Raw genomic sequence first — 17692 nt, forward strand, 5'->3', positions numbered from 1 at the left:
ATCCCTGATGGCGCGCATCAAAATTTCTGATTGGACGCTGGTGGGACCAGCCGGTACTGTCTCCAGACAAATCTAAAACCACGGAGACAAACCATGCACGCTATGCGCACAGCCCTGGCCGGGGCGCTGCTGGCCGCCTGCACGGCGCCGGCCCTGGCCGGCACCGTCACGGTGATCACGTCGTTCCCCAAGGATCTGACCCAGGCCTACAAGACCGCGTTCGAGAAAGCCAACCCGGGCATCACCCTGGAAATCCTGAACAAGAACACCGTGTCGGGCATTGCGTACGTGCGCGAAACGCCGGCCGGGCAGCGCCCCGAGGTGTTCTGGGCCAGCGCGCCGGATGCGTTCGAAGTGCTGGGCCGCGACAAGCTGCTGGCCAGGTCGGCCGACGTGGCGAACAAGGACGTGCCGGACAAGATCGGCAGCTACCCCATCAACGACCCGGGCGGCATGTACCTGGGCCAGGCGCTGGCGGGCTACGGCATCATCTACAACACCCGCTACATCGCGGCGCACAAGATCCCGGCGCCCGCCGAATGGAAGGATCTGCTGTCGCCAAAGTGGTTCGGCCACGTCGGCATCACCTCGCCGTCGCGCTCGGGCACGATGCACCTGACGGTCGAGACCATCCTGCAGGGCGAAGGCTGGGATGAGGGCTGGCGCACGCTGCTGCGCATGTCCGGCAACAGCAGCGCCGTGACCGAGCGGTCTTTCGGCGTGCCCGACGGCGTGAACAACGGCCAGTTCGGCGCGGGCCCGGTGATCGACTTTTTTGGCCTGTCGAGCAAGTATTCCAAGTTCCCGGTCGAGTTCGTCTACCCGTCCGAGACGGCCATCGTCCCGGCCAATATTGCGCTGATCGAGGGCGCGAAGAACACCGAGGAAGGCAAGAAGTTCATCGCCTTCACCCTGAGCCAGGCCGGCCAGGAGCTGCTGCTGGAGCCGAAGATCTCGCGCCTGCCGGTGCTGCCGTATTCGGCGCTGGCCGGCAAGATCCCGCCGGGCTATCCCGATCCGGCGGAAATCGCCAAGCGCAGCAAGGTGCATTTCGATGCCGACCTGTCGCAGTCGCGCTATTACGTCGTGCAGTCCCTGTATGACCAGACCGTCACGTTCCGGCTGAAGGAATTGCAGGCGGCCACCAAGGCCATCTACGAAGCCGAGGCCAAGCTGGGTGACAAGGCCAAGACCGGCAAGGCGGCCGAACTGCTGGACCAGGCGCGCAAGCTGGCCTGGGCGCCGCTGATCGACAGCAAGAAGGCAGCCGACCCCGCCTTCCTGGCGATCTTCGCCGGCAACAAGAAGGACGCCGCCGTCAACCAGCAGATCACGCAGCTCGAAGGCGAGTGGAATGGCCGCGCGCGCGCCAACTACGAAGAAGCCGTAAAGCTCGCACGGCAGGCCGCCGCGCTCTGATCGGCAGCGTGGAGCGCGGTGGGCGGGCGTGACCCGCCCGCCGCGTTTCGCGCCGCTTTCCTGGCAAACGATTTCGGGAATCTCGATGAATCATTCGGGCCACTCGCGCCTGCCCGCCGGCCCCGTCATGGCGGCGCTGCTGGTGTTGGGCTTTCTGCTGCTGTTTCTGCTCGTGCCCGTGGGCACGGTGTTTCACAGCGCCTTCGTCAACGCCGACGGCAGCTTCACCACCGGCCACTTCGGGGCTTTCTTCAACCAGCCGCTGATGCGGGAAGCGTTCTTCAACAGCCTGTACGTGGCGGGCTGGTCCGCGCTGCTGGCGTCGCTGATCGCGGTGCCGCTGGCGTACTTCACGGTGCGCTTCGACTTTCGCGGGGCGCTGCTGATCCAGACGCTCGGGGTGCTGCCGCTCATCATGCCGCCCTTCGTCGGCGCGGTGGCGATGCAGCTCATCTTCGGCCGCTCGGGCAGCGTGAACCTGCTGCTCAACGACTGGTTCGGCTTCACGATCCCGTTCATGGAGGGCCTGAACGGCGTCATCTTCGTGGAAGCCATCCACTATTTCCCGTTCATCCTGATGAACCTGGTGGTGGCCTTGCGCAACATCGACGGGGCGATGGAGGAAGCGGCGTTCAACCTGGGCTCGCGCGGGTTCCGGCTGTTCCGCCGCGTGATCTTTCCGCTGGCCCTGCCCGGCTACGTGGCCGGCGCGTCCCTGGTCTTCGTGAAGGTCTTCGACGACCTGGGCACGCCCCTGGTGCTGGGCACGACCAACATGCTGGCCCCGCAGGCGTACCTGCGCATCACGCAGGTCGGGCTGGAGGATCCGCTGGGCTATGTGATCAGCGTGATCATGGTGGGCTTCTCGATCCTGGCGCTGTGGCTGTCGGCGCGGGTGCTCAAGGGGCGCGACTATTCCACCTTGCAAAAGGGCGGCAATTCGATCCAGAAGCGCAAGCTGGGGCCGGTGGAAAGCGTGCTGGCGTATGGCTGGATCATCCTGGTGCTGCTGCTGGTGCTGTCGCCGCACATCGGCGTGCTGCTGCTGTCGCTGGCCAGCGTCTGGAGCTATGCCCCGCTGCCCGACGGGTACACGCTGGCGCACTATGCGGCGGTGTTCTCCGAGTCGCAGGGCATGATCGCCAACACGCTGCTGTACTGCGGCCTGGCGGCCGGCATCGACGTGATCGTGGGCACGGCCATTGCCTACCTGATGCTGCGCACCCGGTTGCCCGCGCGCCAGTGGCTGGACTTCCTGGCGTCCGCCGCGCTGGCGATACCGGGCATCGTGCTGGCCATCGGCTTTCTGCGCACGTTCCGCGGCATCGAACTGCCGGGCACGGGCACCCTGCTGACCTCGTCGTGGATCATCATCATGCTGGCGTACTCGGTGCGCAGGCTGCCGTATGCGCTGCGCTCGTGCGTGGCGGCGCTGCAGCAGATCCATGTGTCGCTCGAAGAAGCGGCCCAATCCCTGGGCGCGCCGCGCATGAGCACCGTCCGCCGCGTGGTCGTGCCGCTGATGGCGGGCGGCATGCTGGCGGGCTTTGTGACCAGCTTCGTCACCGCCGCCGTGGAGCTGTCCGCCACGATCATGCTCGTCACCAAAGACAGCCAGGCGCCCATGAGCTACGGCATCTATCTGTACATGCAGAGCGCCGCGGGCCGCGGGCCGGGCGCCGCGCTCGGCGTGCTGGCGGTGGTCGCCGTGGGCATCGGCACATACATCTCGCACCTGCTGGTGGATCGCGCCTCGGCGCGCCAGCGGCCGGCGCGCAATGAAGGGGAATCCGCATGAAGAAAGTCAGCGTTGAATGCCGCAACATCCAGCTTTCCTACGGCAAGACCGAAGTGCTCAAGGACGTCAGCATCAGCGTCGAGCCGGGCGAGTTCTTTGCGCTGCTCGGCCCATCCGGATCGGGAAAATCCACGCTCCTGCGGCTGATCGCGGGCTTTAACCGGCACAATGCGGGCCAGTTGCTGGTGGACGGCAAGGACATCAGCGGCACGCCGCCCTGGCATCGCAACATCGGCATGGTGTTCCAGAACTACGCGCTGTGGCCGCACATGACGGTGTGGGACAACGTGGCGTTCGGGCTGGTCGAGCGCAAGCTGCCGCGCGCCGAGATCCGCGCCAAGGTCGAGGCCGCGCTCGACCTGGTGGGCCTGTCCCAGTACGCCAAGCGGCGTCCCAACCAATTGTCGGGCGGGCAGCAGCAGCGCGTAGCGCTGGCGCGCACCATCGTCATCGAACCGCAGGTGCTGCTGCTGGACGAGCCGCTGTCGAACCTGGACAAGAAACTGCGCGTGCAGATGCGCCAGGATCTGCTGAGCCTGCAACGGCGCCTGGGCATCACGACGATCTTCGTGACGCACGACCAGGAAGAAGCCATGACCACGGCCGACCGCATGGCGGTGCTGGACCACGGCGTGGTGCAGCAGATCGGCGCGCCCAGCACGCTGTTCGACTACCCGGTGAACCGCTTCGTGGCGAATTTCGTGGGCACGATGAATGTGCTGGAGGGGAACGTGCGCGAGCGCACCAGCAGCAGCCTGACGCTGGCGGTGGACGGCGTGGGCGACCTGCAGCTGCCGCTGACGGGCGACGCGCCCGCGGCCTCGCGGCTGGCGGCGAGTTTCCGGCCGCACACGGTGCAGATCGAAATGGCGGACGGGCTGGGCGACGCGCGCTACGTGTGGCTGCCGGGCATCGTGGAAAGCAGCGAATTCCTGGGCGAGTTCACGCGCTATCAGGTGCAGGTAGGCGAACAGCGATTGACGGCGGACCAGGCGCACCTGGCCGGGCTGTCGCCGTTTCCGGCGGGGGCGCCGGTGTCGGTCGGACTGGAACCCACCCAGGTGCGGCTGCTCGCGGCCTGACCTACACTGCCCGCCATGGAAATCTATCAGATCCGCGCGTTCGTCACGGTCGCCCGGCTGGGCAACCTGACGAAGGCGGCCGAAGCGCTGTCGTTGACGCAGCCCGCGGTGACCGCGCAGATCAAGGCGCTGGAGCAGAGCCTGGGCGTGGCGCTGTTCGACCGCAGCGGCGGCCGGCTGGCGCTGGCCAAGGCGGGCGAAGTGCTGCTGCCCACGGCCGAATCGTTGCTGGTCCTGGGCGCGCAATTCAAGTCCGAGGCCCAGCAGTTGCAAGGCAATCTGCATGGCGTCGTGGAACTGGGCGTGCCCAGTGAAAAGCCCGATTTCCTGCGACTGGGGGAATTGGCTTCCGCGGTCACGCAGCGCCTGCCGCTGGTGGAATTGAAGACCCAGACGCAGCCCGCCGCGGCGCTGGCGGAACAGGTCAGCACCGGACGGCTGCCGGCCGCGCTGACCATCGCGGCCAACGCGCCGCGCGGCGTGCTGTGGCAGCCGCTGCGCAGCGTGCGCTACCGCATTGCCATGCCCGCCGAACATGCCGCCGTGCTCAAGCGCGGCGGCTGGCGGGAGGTGGCGCAGTTGCCATGGCTGGACGGACCTTCCGGCAGCCACACCCACCTGTTGCTGCGCGACATGTTCGAACGCCACGGCCTGTCGCCGCGCGTGGTGATGCAGAACGACGACCAGGCCAACCTGGACGCGTTGGTGCGGGCGGGCGCCGGCTGCGCGCTGCTGCGCGAGGAAACCGCGCTGGCGGGCGCGGCCTCCAGCGACTTCATCGTGTGGGGCCAGGCGCGGGTCGACGCGGTGCTGGGCTTCATGCTGCCCTACGAACGCGCTAGCGAGCCCGCGCTGGTCGCGTTAAGCTCGATCATTCAAGCCATCTGGAAGCCGCGTGCGCCCATCGCGTCCGCCCAGGCATGAGGCTCAATCCCCGCAACAAGTATTGCAATGACTGAAATCTGGTTCATCCGCCACGGCGAAACCGACTGGAATCGCCAGCGGCGCCTGCAAGGCTGGCAAGACATCCCCCTGAACGAATTTGGCGTCAACCAGGCCAGCCTGCTGGCCGCGCGCCTGCGCGAAGAGGCCCGGCATACGCCCATCCATGCCATCTACAGCAGCGACCTGCAACGCGCGCACGCGACCGCCGTGCCCGTGTCCGAGCAATTGGGCCTGCGCGTGCGGGTGGAGCCCGGCATCCGCGAACGCGGCTTCGGCGTGCTGGAAGGCCTGGACCACGAGCGCATCGACGTCCTGGCGCCCGAGGCCGCCGCGGCCTGGAAGAGCCGCGATCCACTGCGGCCGCTGGACGGCGGCGAAGCGCTGGGTCAGTTCCAGTCGCGCGTGATTTCCACGGTCGACGATATCGCCAGCCGCCACGAAGGCGAGCGGATCCTGTTGTTCACCCACGGCGGCGTGCTCGACATCATCTGGCGCCACGCATCGGGCGTGCCGCTGAACGCGCCGCGCGACGCGGCGCTGCTCAATGTCAGCATCAACCGGGTCGGCGTTGAAGGCCGCAAGTGGGAAGTGCTGGACTGGGGCGACGTGACGCACATTGCCGCTGAAGTGGGCGACGACGTGGTGCCTTGAGGTACTGACCGCGGTGCCGGTGCCAGACACCGGCGGATCTACCCCGTCTTGCGCGGCTTGCGCGGCGCGTTGCGCGCCAGCCGGTCGTAGACGGCGTCGGGCAGCAGGCGCATCAGCTTGGCGACCACGCCCATCTGCCATGGAATCACCGTGTAGGTCGTGCCCCGGTCGATCGCCGCCCGCGCGCGCTGGGCGAAGGCGTCCGCTTCCATCAGGAAGGGCATGGAATACGGGTTGTGGGCCGTCATGGCCGTCTTGATGTAGCCGGGCGCGATCGTCACGACACGGATGCCTTGCGCAGCCAGTTCCAGCCGCAGGCTTTCGCAATAGGTCACCACGGCGGACTTGGAGGCGCTGTAGGCGCCCGCGCCCGGCAGCCCGCGCACGCCGGCCACGCTGGCGATGCCGACGAGCCGGCCCGCACCTGCCGCGCGCATCGGCGCGATGAAGGGTTCGAAGGTGGACACGGTGGCCAACAGGTTGGTGTCCACGATGGCCTTGAAGACGTCGAAGTCCTCGCCGTGGTCCGTGAGCGTGCCCGCGCTGATGCCCGCGCTGGCGATGACCACATTCACCCTGCCCTGACAGAATCCGATGAAGTCCTGCGCAGCGGCATGCAGGGCCTGGCGGTCGCGCACGTCCACGGCATAGCAGCGATGCGCGCCGGGCAGGCTTGCCGCCAGTTCGCGCAGCGCGTCCTCGCGCCGGCCCAACAGGCCCAGCGTCGCGCCCGAGGCCGCGTACTGCTGCGCCAGGGCGCGTCCCAGGCCGCTGCTGGCCCCGGTGATGAAGACTCTGTCCATGATTGCCCGAAGCGGTTGTGGCGTTGCAAAGAATTAGGGCACGCTCTCGCGTGCCCTAACGTCGACTTGCGGCTTAGCCGTGCAGGGAAGCGTGAAGCTCTTGCAGCGGGTAGACCTGCAGGCCGAGGCCCTGGCGCAGGTATTGCATGCCTTCGACCGCGGCGCGGGCGCCGGCGATAGTGGTGAAGAAGGTCACGCGGGCGGCCAGCGCCTGAGTGCGGATGGTGCGCGAGTCGGCGATGGCGTTGCGGCGCTCTTCGACGGTGTTGATGACCAGCGAGATCTCGCCGTTCTTGACCATGTCGACGATGTGCGGACGGCCTTCGTTGACCTTGTTGACCACCTGCACCGGGATGCCGGCGGCTTCGATCTCAGCGGCCGTGCCGCGCGTGGCAACCAGCTTGAAGCCCAGGGTGTGCAGGCCGCGCGCCACTTCGACGGCGCGGGGCTTGTCCTGGTTCTTCACGCTGATGAACACCGTGCCGGATTCCGGCAGGCGCACGCTGGCGGCCAGCTGCGACTTGACGAAGGCTTCGCCGAAGCTCATGCCCACGCCCATCACTTCGCCGGTCGACTTCATTTCCGGGCCGAGGATGGTGTCCACGCCCGGGAACTTCACGAACGGGAACACGGCTTCCTTGACCGAGAAGTAAGGCGGCACGACTTCCTTCGTGATGCCTTGCGCGGCCAGGGTCTGGCCGGCCATGGCGCGCGCGGCGATCTTGGCCAGTTGCAGGCCGGTGGCCTTGGACACGTAGGGCACCGTGCGCGAGGCGCGCGGGTTCACTTCCAGCACGTAGACGTCGCCGCCCTGGATGGCGAACTGCACGTTCATCAGGCCGCTGACGTTCAGGGCCTTGGCCATCATGGTGGTCTGGCGCTTGATCTCGGCGATGACATCTGCCGACAGCGAGTACGGCGGCAGGCTGCACGCCGAGTCGCCCGAGTGCACGCCGGCCTGCTCGATGTGTTCCATGACGCCGCCGATGAAGACGGTTTCGCCGTCGGACAGGCAGTCCACGTCGACTTCGGTGGCGTTGTTCAGGAAGCGGTCCAGCAGCACGGGCGAGTCATTGCTGACCTTCACGGCCTCGCGCATGTAGCGTTCGAGGTCTTGCTGCTCGTGGACGATTTCCATGGCGCGGCCGCCCAGCACGTAGCTGGGACGCACGACCAGCGGATAGCCGATCTCGGCGGCGTGGGCCAGGGCCTCGCCTTCGGTGCGCGCGGTGCGGTTGGGCGGCTGGCGCAGGCCGAGCTTGTTGAGCAGCTTCTGGAAGCGCTCGCGGTCTTCGGCGACGTCGATGGATTCGGGGCTGGTGCCGATGATGGGCACGCCGTTGGCTTCCAGGGCGCGCGCCAGCTTCAGCGGGGTCTGGCCGCCGTACTGGACGATCATGCCGACCGGGTTTTCCTTGTGGACGATTTCGAGCACGTCTTCGAGCGTCAGCGGCTCGAAGTAGAGACGGTCGGACGTGTCGTAGTCGGTGGAGACGGTTTCCGGGTTGCAGTTGACCATGATGGTCTCGTACCCGTCGTCGCGCAGCGCCAGCGCGGCATGCACGCAGCAGTAGTCGAATTCGATGCCCTGGCCGATCCGGTTCGGGCCGCCGCCCAGCACCACGATCTTCTTGCGATCGGTGGGGGCGGCTTCGCACTCTTCTTCGTACGTGGAGTACATGTAGGCAGTGCGGGTGGCGAATTCGGCGGCGCAGGTGTCCACGCGCTTGTAGACCGGACGCACGTTCAACTGGTGACGCAGCTTGCGCACTTCGGATTCCGAGGAATCCAGCAGGAAGGCCAGGCGGCGGTCGGAGAAACCGCGGCGCTTCAGTTCAAACAGCGTGGCGTAGTCCAGGTCGGCCAGCGTCTTTTGCTCGAGCGCCAGTTCGATGTCGACGATTTCCTTGATCTGCGACAGGAACCACGGGTCGATGTGCGTGATGTTGTGCACTTCGTCCAGCGTGAAGCCTTGTGCGAAGGCGTCGCCCACGTACCAGATGCGTTCCGGACCGGGTTCGCCCAGCTCGACCTGCAGCTTTTCGCGGTCGGTGGTCTTCTGGTTCAGGCCGTCGACGCCGACTTCCAGGCCGCGCAGGGCCTTCTGGAACGATTCCTGGAAGGTGCGGCCGATGGCCATGACTTCACCCACGGACTTCATCTGGGTGGTCAGGCGCGCGTCGGCGGTGGGGAATTTTTCGAACGCGAAACGCGGCACCTTGGTGACGACGTAGTCGATCGAGGGTTCGAACGAGGCGGGCGTGGCGCCGCCGGTGATTTCGTTCTTGAGCTCGTCCAGCGTGTAGCCCACGGCCAGGCGCGCGGCGACCTTGGCGATGGGAAAGCCGGTGGCCTTGGACGCCAGCGCCGACGAACGCGACACGCGCGGGTTCATCTCGATAACGATCATGCGGCCGTTCTTGGGATTGACGGCGAACTGCACGTTCGAGCCGCCCGTATCCACGCCGATCTCGCGCAACACCGCGATCGATGCGTTACGCATGATCTGGTATTCCTTGTCGGTCAGCGTTTGCGCCGGCGCCACGGTGATGGAGTCGCCCGTGTGCACGCCCATCGGGTCCAGGTTTTCGATGGAGCAGACGATGATGCAGTTGTCCGCCTTGTCGCGGACCACTTCCATCTCGAATTCCTTCCAGCCCAGGAGCGACTCTTCGATCAGGAGTTCGCTGGTGGGCGAGGCTTCCAGGCCGCGGCGGCAGATGGTTTCGAATTCTTCGGCGTTGTAGGCGATGCCGCCGCCCGAACCGCCCATCGTGAAGCTGGGGCGGATCACGGCGGGGAAGCCGGACGTGCCGACCTCAGCCGCGATGCGGCGCTGGACTTCCCAGGCTTCGTCCATGCTGTGGGCGACGCCCGACTTGGCCGATTCCAGGCCGATGTCGGTCATGGCCTGCTTGAACTTCTGGCGGTCTTCGGCCTTTTCGATGGCGTGCTCGTTGGCGCCGATGAGTTCCACGTTGTGCTTTTTGAGCACGCCGTGGTGGGCCAGGTCCAGCGCGCAGTTCAGCGCGGTCTGGCCGCCCATGGTGGGCAAGAGCGCATCGGGTTTTTCACGCTCGATGATCTTTTCGACGGCTTGCCAGGTGATGGGCTCGATGTAGGTGACGTCGGCCGTTTCCGGGTCCGTCATGATCGTGGCCGGGTTGCTGTTCACCAGGATGGTGCGGAAGCCCTCGGCCTTGAGCGCCTTGCACGCCTGCGCGCCGGAGTAGTCGAATTCGCAGGCCTGCCCGATGATGATGGGGCCGGCGCCGATGATGAGAATGCTTTTTAGGTCTGTACGCTTGGGCATGATGCAATCTTTACTTTTGGCCGGACATCAGGCTGATGAACTTGTCGAACAGCTCCAGGATGTCGTGCGGACCCGGGCTGGCTTCAGGGTGGCCCTGGAAGCAGAAGGCCGGGCGGTCGGTGAGCTCGAAGCCTTGCAGCGTGCCGTCGAACAGCGAGACGTGCGTCACGCGCGCATTGGCAGGCAGGCTGGCCGCGTCGACCGCGAAACCGTGGTTCTGGCTGGTGATGAACACGCGCTTGGACTGCAGGTCCTGCACGGGGTGGTTGGCGCCGTGATGGCCGGTCTTCATCTTGACGGTCTTGCCGCCCACCGCCAGGCCCATGATCTGGTGGCCCAGGCAGATGCCGAACACCGGCAGCTTCTTGTCCAGGAACGCGCGCGTGGCATCGATGGCGTAGTCGCAGGGCTCGGGGTCGCCGGGGCCGTTGGACAGGAACACGCCATCGGGATTGAGCTTGAAGACGTCTTCGGCGCTGGTCTGCGCCGGCACCAGCGTGATGCGGCAGCCGCGGTCGGCCAGGAGGCGCAGGATGTTGCTCTTGACGCCATAGTCGTAGGCGACCACGTGGAACTTGGACTGGTCGGGCGACGTGTAGCCTTCTCCGAGTTGCCAGGTGCCTTGGGTCCAGCCGGTGCTTTCCTTGATGGACACGACCTTGGCCAGATCCTGGCCGGTCATGCCGGGAAAGCCGCGGGCCAGTTCAACGGCGCGCTCGGCGTCGGAACCCACGAAGATGCACGCGCCCTGGGCGCCCTTTTCGCGCAGGATGCGCGTGAGCTTGCGGGTGTCGATGCCGGAAATGGCAACGATGCCCTGCTCGGACAGGTACTCGGGCAAGGATTGCGTGGAACGGAAGTTCGACACGCGGGCGGGACAGTCGCGGACCACCAGGCCGGCGGCATAGACGCGGTTCGCTTCCACGTCTTCGGCGTTGACGCCGGTGTTGCCGATGTGCGGATAGGTCAACGTGACGATCTGACCGCTGTAGCTCGGATCGGTGAGAATTTCCTGGTACCCGGTCATCGCGGTGTTGAACACCACTTCGGCAACGGTATGGCCAGGCGCACCGATCGACACGCCTCGAAAAATGGTACCGTCCGCCAGAGCCAGAATTGCAGGAGGGAAGCGGTTGATCCCCTCGGGAAAGAGTTGCGGCAGCACAGTAAACCCCGGTTTTAGAATCGATAATCAAACCTTCGGATTATACCTTGACCGGCCGTTTTTCCCGGGGAACCGCGCCAAATAAGGCCAAAACCGGGATTTTGGCGGTTTCGGCCGCGCCGTTGCGCCCCTTTGCGGCGACGGCCTCGCCCTTGCGGCCGACAGCGTCGTGGCGGCGTCGGTGATACGCTAGCAGCACCTTCAACCCTAGCCAGTTGCGAGTCGTATCAGTCCATGCCCAGCCAACTTGACGCCCTGCGTGACCACACCACCGTCGTCGCCGACACCGGCGACTTCGAAGCCATGAAGGCCTTGCGTCCGACGGACGCCACGACCAACCCGTCCCTTATTCTCAAGGCCGTCCAGCAGGACGCCTATCGTCCGCTTCTGGAAAAGACCGCGCGCGAGCACCGCGGCGCGTCCACCCCCGAACTGATGGACCGGCTGCTGGTCGCCTTCGGCCGCGCGATCCTGGACATCGTGCCGGGCCGCGTGTCGACCGAAGTGGACGCCCGCCTGTCGTTCGACACCCGCGCCACCATCGAGCGCGCCCGTGGCCTGATTGCCCTGTACGAGGCCGCCGGCATCCCGCGCGAGCGGGTGCTGATCAAGATTGCATCCACCTGGGAGGGCATCCAGGCCGCCCGGGCGCTGCAGTCCGAAGGCATCCGCTGCAACCTGACGCTGCTGTTCTCGCTGCCCCAGGCGGTCGCCTGCGCGGATGCGCGCGTGCAGCTCATCTCGCCGTTCGTCGGCCGGATCTACGATTGGTACAAGAAATCGGCCGGCGCGGCCTGGGTGGAAGACGACAATGCCGGCGCGCGGGATCCCGGCGTGCAATCCGTCACCGCGATCTACCGCTACTACAAGCACTTCGACATTCCCACCGAAATCATGGGCGCGAGCTTTCGCAATGTCGGCCAGATCCTTGCGTTGTCGGGCTGCGACCTGCTGACGATCAGCCCGGAACTGCTGAACAAGCTGGCCGCCACCGAGGGCGATGCCCCCGCGCAGCTTCGCGCCAGCGACGGCGCAGGCGAGGTTGCGCGCCTGGGCGCGGACGAAGTGACGTTCCGCACGCTGCTCAACGATGACGCGATGGCCAGCGAGAAGCTGTCCGAGGGCATCCGCCTCTTTGTGGCCGACGCCATCAAGCTGGACGCGCTGATCGAGGCGCAACGAGGCTGAAGCCGGCCGGCGCGGCGCCGCTCGCCGCGCCGCCGCGCCGCCGGACCGCCGGGCCGCCGGGCCGCCTGGTCAGCGGCTATCGTGGGAGTGCACCTGCAGCGCTTCCAGAAAGCGCGATACCATGTTGTAGGCCGCCACCGTCGCCGTGAGTTCGACGACCAGTTTTTCCGACCCCATGGCTGCCCGCGCGGCCTCAAACACCGCATCGGGCACTTGCACCTGGCGCGTCATGGCGTCGGTGTAGGCCAGGACCGCCCGCTCGCGTTCGCTGAACAGCCCGGAACCTTCCCAGGCGTCCAGCGCATCGAGCTTTTCCTGAGACACGCCTTCTTTCAGGGCGATCGGCGCATGCTGGTCGGCCTCGTAGGGCGCGCCATTGATGGCCGCCACGCGCATGATCACCAGCTCCCGGAGATCCCCGGGCAGGCTGCTGAGCTGCCGGATGGACGTCAGGTAGTTCAGCCAGCCGCCGGCCACGGCGGGACTGTGCAGCAGCATCTGATACAGGTGCAGCACGCTGCCGCGTTCCGCAACGATGCGATCGACCAGAGGCCGTGCTTCAGGATGAGTCAAATCAGCGTAGGACAGGCGGGCCATGCGAACTCCTGACATATTGAAGGGCAGCAAATGCACACATTCTCACAATATCTTTGACATAATGGCAGCAACCCTGCGCGTCTACGGTACCTCGCACGAATGAATGCGCCGACCACATCCTACCCTCCATTCACTCTCGCGAACTGCGACAGCGAACCGATACATATTCCGGGCGCCATCCAACCGTTGGGGGCGCTGCTCGCATTCGACTCGGATGGCACGCTGCGCTATGCCAGCGAAAACGCCGCACGGATCCTGGACACCTGCCTGACGCTGGATCAGCCCTGCCCGCATGAAACGTTGCCGCCGGGCCTGGCCCACTGCCTGTCTTCCTGGCTGGGCAACCCTGACCCCATTTTTGATCCCCTGACCATCACGCAGGACCGCGCAACCTATGACGTGATCGGCCACCGCAACAGCGACGGACTGACCATCGTCGAGCTGGAACGCCGGGGCGACGGCGTCGGCATTGCCGCGCCGGAGCGCATCTACCGCAGCATCGAGCGGGTACGCCGCCAACGCGACATCCCGGGACTGCTGGACAGCATGGTGCGCGAAGTGCAGCGCGCCACGGGCTTCGATCGCGTGATGGCGTATCGCTTCCATCCGGACGACAGCGGCGAGATCGTGGCGGAACAGCGCCGCGACGACCTGGACGACTGGGTGGGCCGGCGCTACCCTGCGGGCGATATCCCCGCGCAGGCGCGCCGCCTGTACACGGTCAACACCCTGCGCCTGATCGCCGACGCCACCTACCAGCCGGTGCGCGTCCTGAGCGCGCCCTCGCCCGATCCCCGCCCGCTGGACATGAGCTTTTCCGTCCTGCGCAGCGTGTCGCCCATCCACCTCGAATACATGGCGAACATGGGCGTGCGCGCGTCGATGAGCCTGTCGCTGGTGATCGGGGGCCGCCTGTGGGGCATGATCGCCTGTCATCACCACTCGCCGCGGGCCGTTCCCTATCCGGCCCGCCTGGCGTGCGAAGCGATGGCCCAGGTGGTGTCCGCCACCGTGTCCGGCATCGAAGCCAACGAGCGCGCGGAGCAGTCCCGCAAGAGCGCCGCGCTGGTCAGCTACCTTGCCGAACGCGTGTCGTCGACCGAAAACGTGCACCAGGCCCTGTCGCGCGGCGACCAGACCCCGGCATCGCTCGTGCCGAACGACGCCGCGCTCTGTCTGTGGGGCAATAGCGTGACCGTGTTCGGCGGCATCGCGCCACGCGGAGAACTGGCCGGCATCCTGTGCGCGCTGGATCAAAGCGGCCAGCGCCTGGTCCATACCACCAACATCGCGCGCGATTACCCCGAGTTGCAGACCGACCTGGTGCCGTACGCGGGCCTGCTGGCCTGCAAGTTCGACCCCATGAACAACGGCTGGCTGATCTGGCTGCGCAAGGAACAGATCGAAACCCTGGTCTGGGGCGGCCGGCCCGAGAAGCAATACGCCGTGGGCAGCCTGGGCCCGCGCCTGACGCCGCGCGGCTCGTTCGAGGCGTGGCGCGAAGTCGTGCGCGGGGTCAGCACGTCCTGGCTGCCTTCCGAGCTGGAGGCCGTGGATGGCCTGCGCGACGAGCTTTCCCACATCTCGACCAGCCGCGCCGCCGACGTGGACCGGGCGCGCACCGCCCTCTTGGCCATGCTGGGCCATGACCTGCGGGACCCCCTGCAGTCCATTTCCATGGCCGCCACCCTGCTGTCCAGGACGGACACGGGAGCGCGCATGGGCGAGCGCATCCGCTATTCCAGCGGCCGCATGCAGCGCCTGATTTCGCAGGTGCTGGACCTGTCGCGCCTGCAAGGCGGGCTGGGCCTGGGAATCGAAAAGCGGCCGTGCGATCTGTCGGCCCTGGTGAACGGCCTGATCGAGGAAAAGCGCCAGGCCTACCCGGGACTGCGCATCGAGCCCGACCTGCCCGCCGGCCTCACCCTCATGGCCGACACCGACCGCATCGCGCAGGTCGTGACCAACCTCATGAGCAACGCGCGCCAGCATGGCGCGCCGCGCCAGCCCATCCTGGTCAAGGCCGAGGTCTCCGACGACCTCATCACGCTGAGCGTCACGAACTACGGCGAGCCGATCCCCGATGACGTGCTCGCACACCTGTTTTCGCCGTTCAAGCCGGAATCGGTGGGCCAGTCGCGCAACCGCTCCGGCCTGGGGCTTGGCCTGTACATCGCCGAGCAGGTCGTACGCGACCACGGGGGCGACATCGCGGTCGAATGCCGCGACGGGCTTATCATTTTCACGGTAACGCTGCCGCGCGGCATGCCCGACACCAAACACGCTTGAACCTGGGAGACACAACTTGAACGAAGTGCGCGCCATGCGCGTCCTGCTGGTGGACGACAACGAAATGGGATCGGAACTGCTGGCCGAGTTCCTGGCGCTTTCCAATCTGGAGACGCGGTGCGCCGCCACCGGAGGCGAAGCCCTGGAACTGGTCGACACGTTCGCGCCCGATGCCGTGCTGCTGGACATCCTGCTGCCCGACATGGACGGCTACGAGCTGGCCAAGCGGCTGCGCGAGCGTCCCAACCCGCCCCGCATCTACGCCCTGAGCGGGCTGGCGCGGCACGAGCGGCAGGACGCCATCAACAACATCTTCACCGGATGGATCGAAAAGCCCGCGGATCCCGACGCGCTGCTGGCCATTCTGCACGAGGCCAACTGACGGTTTTTTCATGACGCAATCCGACACCCTTGGCCTGCTGGCCGTGAAGGGCGTGCAGCTCAAGGTGTTCTGCCAGATCTTTCCCGTGCTGCGCCACGAAGTCCTGGGCCCGCTGTCCAGCGCCTCGCTCGCTGCCGCCATGCTGCGGCAGGCGCCCGAAGGCGCCAGCAATGAAGCCGTCCAGCAACGCTGCGAACGGCTTGCCGGCGATCTTGCCGAGATGCTCGAAGAAAGCGTGGGCGTGGTGCGCGAGCTGGAGGGATGGCTGAGCGACGCCGGCGCCACGACCCCCTGCGGCGATCTGCTGCAGGAATGCCGCAAGCTGATGTTCTCGCATCTGCTGCTGTCACGTCACGGCATCCGCTGGCCCGAGCAGGTGGTCCATGCCGACGTGCCGGTCTTCAGCACCCGGTACCTGGTGCTGGCGTGGCTGCTGTGCCTGTTGCCGATGGTGCCTGCCGACGCGCATCTCGAACTGGATGCGTCGGAGCCCGGCGTATGGCGCGCGCGGCTGCCCGAAGGCGGCGGCGCCGAGCAGCCGATGGCCTTCAACCCCCAGGAGGTCGAGCTTCTTGCCACCGCGGCGGGCTGGCGGCTGGAACGCCAGGACCGCTGCTGGTCCCTGCACTTGCCGGCCGCCTCTTCCGCCTAGCGAGCCGACCGCATGATTTCTCCCGTTCACCAGGTGCTGCGCGAGGGCACCCGCGATCGCCACGAGACGCTGGACCAGGGCCTGGCGCTGGCCGAAAGCCATGTCGACCGCGACGACTACCTGACCTACCTGCGCGCCCTTCTGGGCTGGCTGGAACCGCTGGAACAGCGGCTCTGGCAACTGGACTGGCCCGAAGCCCTGCGCGCATCCGAGCGCGCCGGCAAGAGCGCCTGGCTGTACGAAGACCTGAAGATGGCCGGCGACGCCACGCCCGTCCTGCATTGCGCGCATCCGCCCGCGGTAGCGGCGCCGGACGCCTATGCGCTGGGCGTGGCCTACGTGGTGGAAGGATCGCAACTGGGCGGGCGGTTCCTGGCCAAGCGGCTGCAAGAAGTGGCGCCCGACCTGCCCCAGCGCTATCTGCACGGTTATGGCGAGCAGTTGGGACCGTTGTGGAAGGCGTTTTTGCTGCACCTGGACAGCGAGGCGGGCGCGCTGGGCCACGAGCCGCAGGCGCTGCAAGGCGCCCGCGACGCCTTCGACAGCCTGACCGGCTGGCTGCGCAGCCAGCGCGCGCTGCGGGCCTGAGGCCGGCAGCGCGGCGCAAAGTCCGCTACAGCTTTTCGGTTTCGCCCGACTTGGGCTGCCACTTCATCAGGCGCTTTTCGCCCACCCCGACGATGGTGTCCAGGATCAGCGCGAAGGCCGTCAGCACGATGATGCCGGCAAACACGGTATTCACGTCGAACGTGCCTTCCGCCTGCAGGATCAGGTAGCCCACGCCGCTTGCCGACCCCAGGTATTCGCCCACGACCGCGCCCACGAAAGCCAGGCCCACGGACGTGTGCAGGCTGGAAAACACCCAGCTCGTGGCCGATGGCAGGTAGACGTGGCGCAGCAACTGGCGCTTGCGCGCGCCCAGCATGCGGGCGTTGTCCAGCAAGGTGGGGCTGACTTCCCGCACGCCCTGGTAGACGTTGAAGAAGACGATGAAGAACACCAGCGTGACCGCCAGCGCCACCTTGGACCAGATGCCCAGGCCGAACCACATGCCGAAGATGGGCGCCAAAATGACGCGCGGCATCGAATTGGCCGCCTTGATGTAGGGATCGAGGATCGCGCTGGCGCGCGGCGACAGTCCCAGCCACAGCCCGAAGGCAAGTCCCGCGATGGTGCCGATGAAAAACGCCAGCACGGTCTCGGTCAGCGTCACGGCCAGGTGGCCGTAGATATCGGCATTGGTGACGAACCAGGCCCAGATGCGCCCCCAGACCTTCAGCGGTTCGCCGAAGAAGAAGGCAACCTTGGGATCACGCGACGCGAAATGCCAGACGCCCAGGATGATGACGAGGAGCAGCAATTGCCAGACGCGCAGGCTGCCGGAACCGGATTTGATCAGTTTGGGCAT

Annotated in this window: 15 protein-coding genes; 10 read left to right on the top strand and 5 right to left on the bottom strand. The window is 66.6% G+C overall.

Annotated features, from left to right (window positions below; genetic code table 11):
- Positions 1-93 precede the first annotated feature (93 nt).
- From BXA00_RS02330 to BXA00_RS02350, 5 genes are all read left to right on the top strand, one after another.
- Positions 94-1419: an ABC transporter substrate-binding protein gene (locus BXA00_RS02330; RefSeq protein WP_076515851.1), complete on the top strand. Its 1326-nt coding sequence runs from the start codon at positions 94-96 to the stop codon at positions 1417-1419.
- An 85-nt stretch (positions 1420-1504) separates the two neighbouring features.
- Positions 1505-3217: an iron ABC transporter permease gene (locus tag BXA00_RS02335; RefSeq protein ID WP_076515853.1), complete on the top strand. Its 1713-nt coding sequence runs from the start codon at positions 1505-1507 to the stop codon at positions 3215-3217.
- Positions 3214-4299, top strand: a complete 1086-nt coding sequence (locus BXA00_RS02340) for an ABC transporter ATP-binding protein (RefSeq protein WP_076515855.1) — start codon at positions 3214-3216, stop codon at positions 4297-4299. The genes BXA00_RS02335 and BXA00_RS02340 overlap by 4 nt, the downstream gene beginning before the upstream one ends.
- Positions 4300-4314: 15 nt before the next feature.
- The gene (locus BXA00_RS02345) at positions 4315-5223 is read left to right on the top strand and encodes a LysR family transcriptional regulator (protein WP_076515857.1); all 909 of its coding nucleotides are present in this window, start codon (positions 4315-4317) and stop codon (positions 5221-5223) included.
- Positions 5224-5250: 27 nt separating this feature from the next.
- On the top strand, positions 5251-5895 hold the full coding sequence (locus tag BXA00_RS02350) for a histidine phosphatase family protein (RefSeq protein WP_076515859.1): 645 nt from the start codon (positions 5251-5253) through the stop codon (positions 5893-5895).
- Between the two features lie 38 nt (positions 5896-5933).
- On the opposite strand, the gene BXA00_RS02355 is transcribed toward BXA00_RS02350, so the two are convergent.
- From BXA00_RS02355 to carA, 3 genes are all read right to left on the bottom strand, one after another.
- The gene (locus tag BXA00_RS02355; protein ID WP_076515861.1) at positions 5934-6698 is read right to left on the bottom strand and encodes an SDR family oxidoreductase; all 765 of its coding nucleotides are present in this window, start codon (positions 6696-6698) and stop codon (positions 5934-5936) included.
- Positions 6699-6771: 73 nt separating this feature from the next.
- Entirely contained in the window at positions 6772-10011 is a 3240-nt protein-coding gene (carB, locus tag BXA00_RS02360; RefSeq protein WP_076515863.1) for a carbamoyl-phosphate synthase large subunit, read from the bottom strand.
- A 10-nt stretch (positions 10012-10021) separates the two neighbouring features.
- Complete coding sequence (carA, locus tag BXA00_RS02365) at positions 10022-11176, bottom strand: glutamine-hydrolyzing carbamoyl-phosphate synthase small subunit (protein ID WP_076515865.1); 1155 nt, start codon at positions 11174-11176, stop codon at positions 10022-10024.
- A gap of 234 nt (positions 11177-11410) precedes the next feature.
- On the opposite strand from carA, the gene tal reads away from it, so the two are divergent.
- A complete protein-coding gene (tal, locus tag BXA00_RS02370; protein WP_076515867.1) occupies positions 11411-12364 on the top strand; it encodes a transaldolase in 954 nt (317 codons plus the stop codon).
- A 69-nt stretch (positions 12365-12433) separates the two neighbouring features.
- Here the strand turns inward: tal and BXA00_RS02375 are convergent, their stop codons facing one another.
- Positions 12434-12961 (bottom strand): carboxymuconolactone decarboxylase family protein, encoded by a 528-nt coding sequence (locus BXA00_RS02375; protein WP_076515869.1) that lies wholly within the window; start codon positions 12959-12961, stop codon positions 12434-12436.
- Between the two features lie 99 nt (positions 12962-13060).
- Here BXA00_RS02375 and BXA00_RS02380 point away from each other — a divergent pair, with 99 nt between their 5' ends.
- The 4 genes from BXA00_RS02380 to BXA00_RS02395 are packed head-to-tail and all read left to right on the top strand — an operon-like array spanning position 13061 to position 16872.
- A complete protein-coding gene (locus tag BXA00_RS02380; protein ID WP_076515871.1) occupies positions 13061-15250 on the top strand; it encodes an ATP-binding protein in 2190 nt (729 codons plus the stop codon).
- A 25-nt stretch (positions 15251-15275) separates the two neighbouring features.
- On the top strand, positions 15276-15632 hold the full coding sequence (locus BXA00_RS02385; protein ID WP_231952261.1) for a response regulator: 357 nt from the start codon (positions 15276-15278) through the stop codon (positions 15630-15632).
- A gap of 10 nt (positions 15633-15642) precedes the next feature.
- Positions 15643-16284, top strand: coding sequence for a hypothetical protein (locus BXA00_RS02390; protein WP_076515876.1), 642 nt, complete (start codon positions 15643-15645; stop codon positions 16282-16284).
- Positions 16285-16296: 12 nt separating this feature from the next.
- Entirely contained in the window at positions 16297-16872 is a 576-nt protein-coding gene (locus tag BXA00_RS02395) for a biliverdin-producing heme oxygenase (RefSeq protein WP_076515878.1), read from the top strand.
- 25 nt (positions 16873-16897) lie between these two features.
- Here BXA00_RS02395 and BXA00_RS02400 read toward each other — a convergent pair whose 3' ends face one another.
- Positions 16898-17692, bottom strand: a complete 795-nt coding sequence (locus BXA00_RS02400) for an ABC transporter permease (RefSeq protein ID WP_076515880.1) — start codon at positions 17690-17692, stop codon at positions 16898-16900.

This window comes from Achromobacter sp. MFA1 R4, assembly GCF_900156745.1.
Classification (GTDB): domain Bacteria; phylum Pseudomonadota; class Gammaproteobacteria; order Burkholderiales; family Burkholderiaceae_B; genus Achromobacter.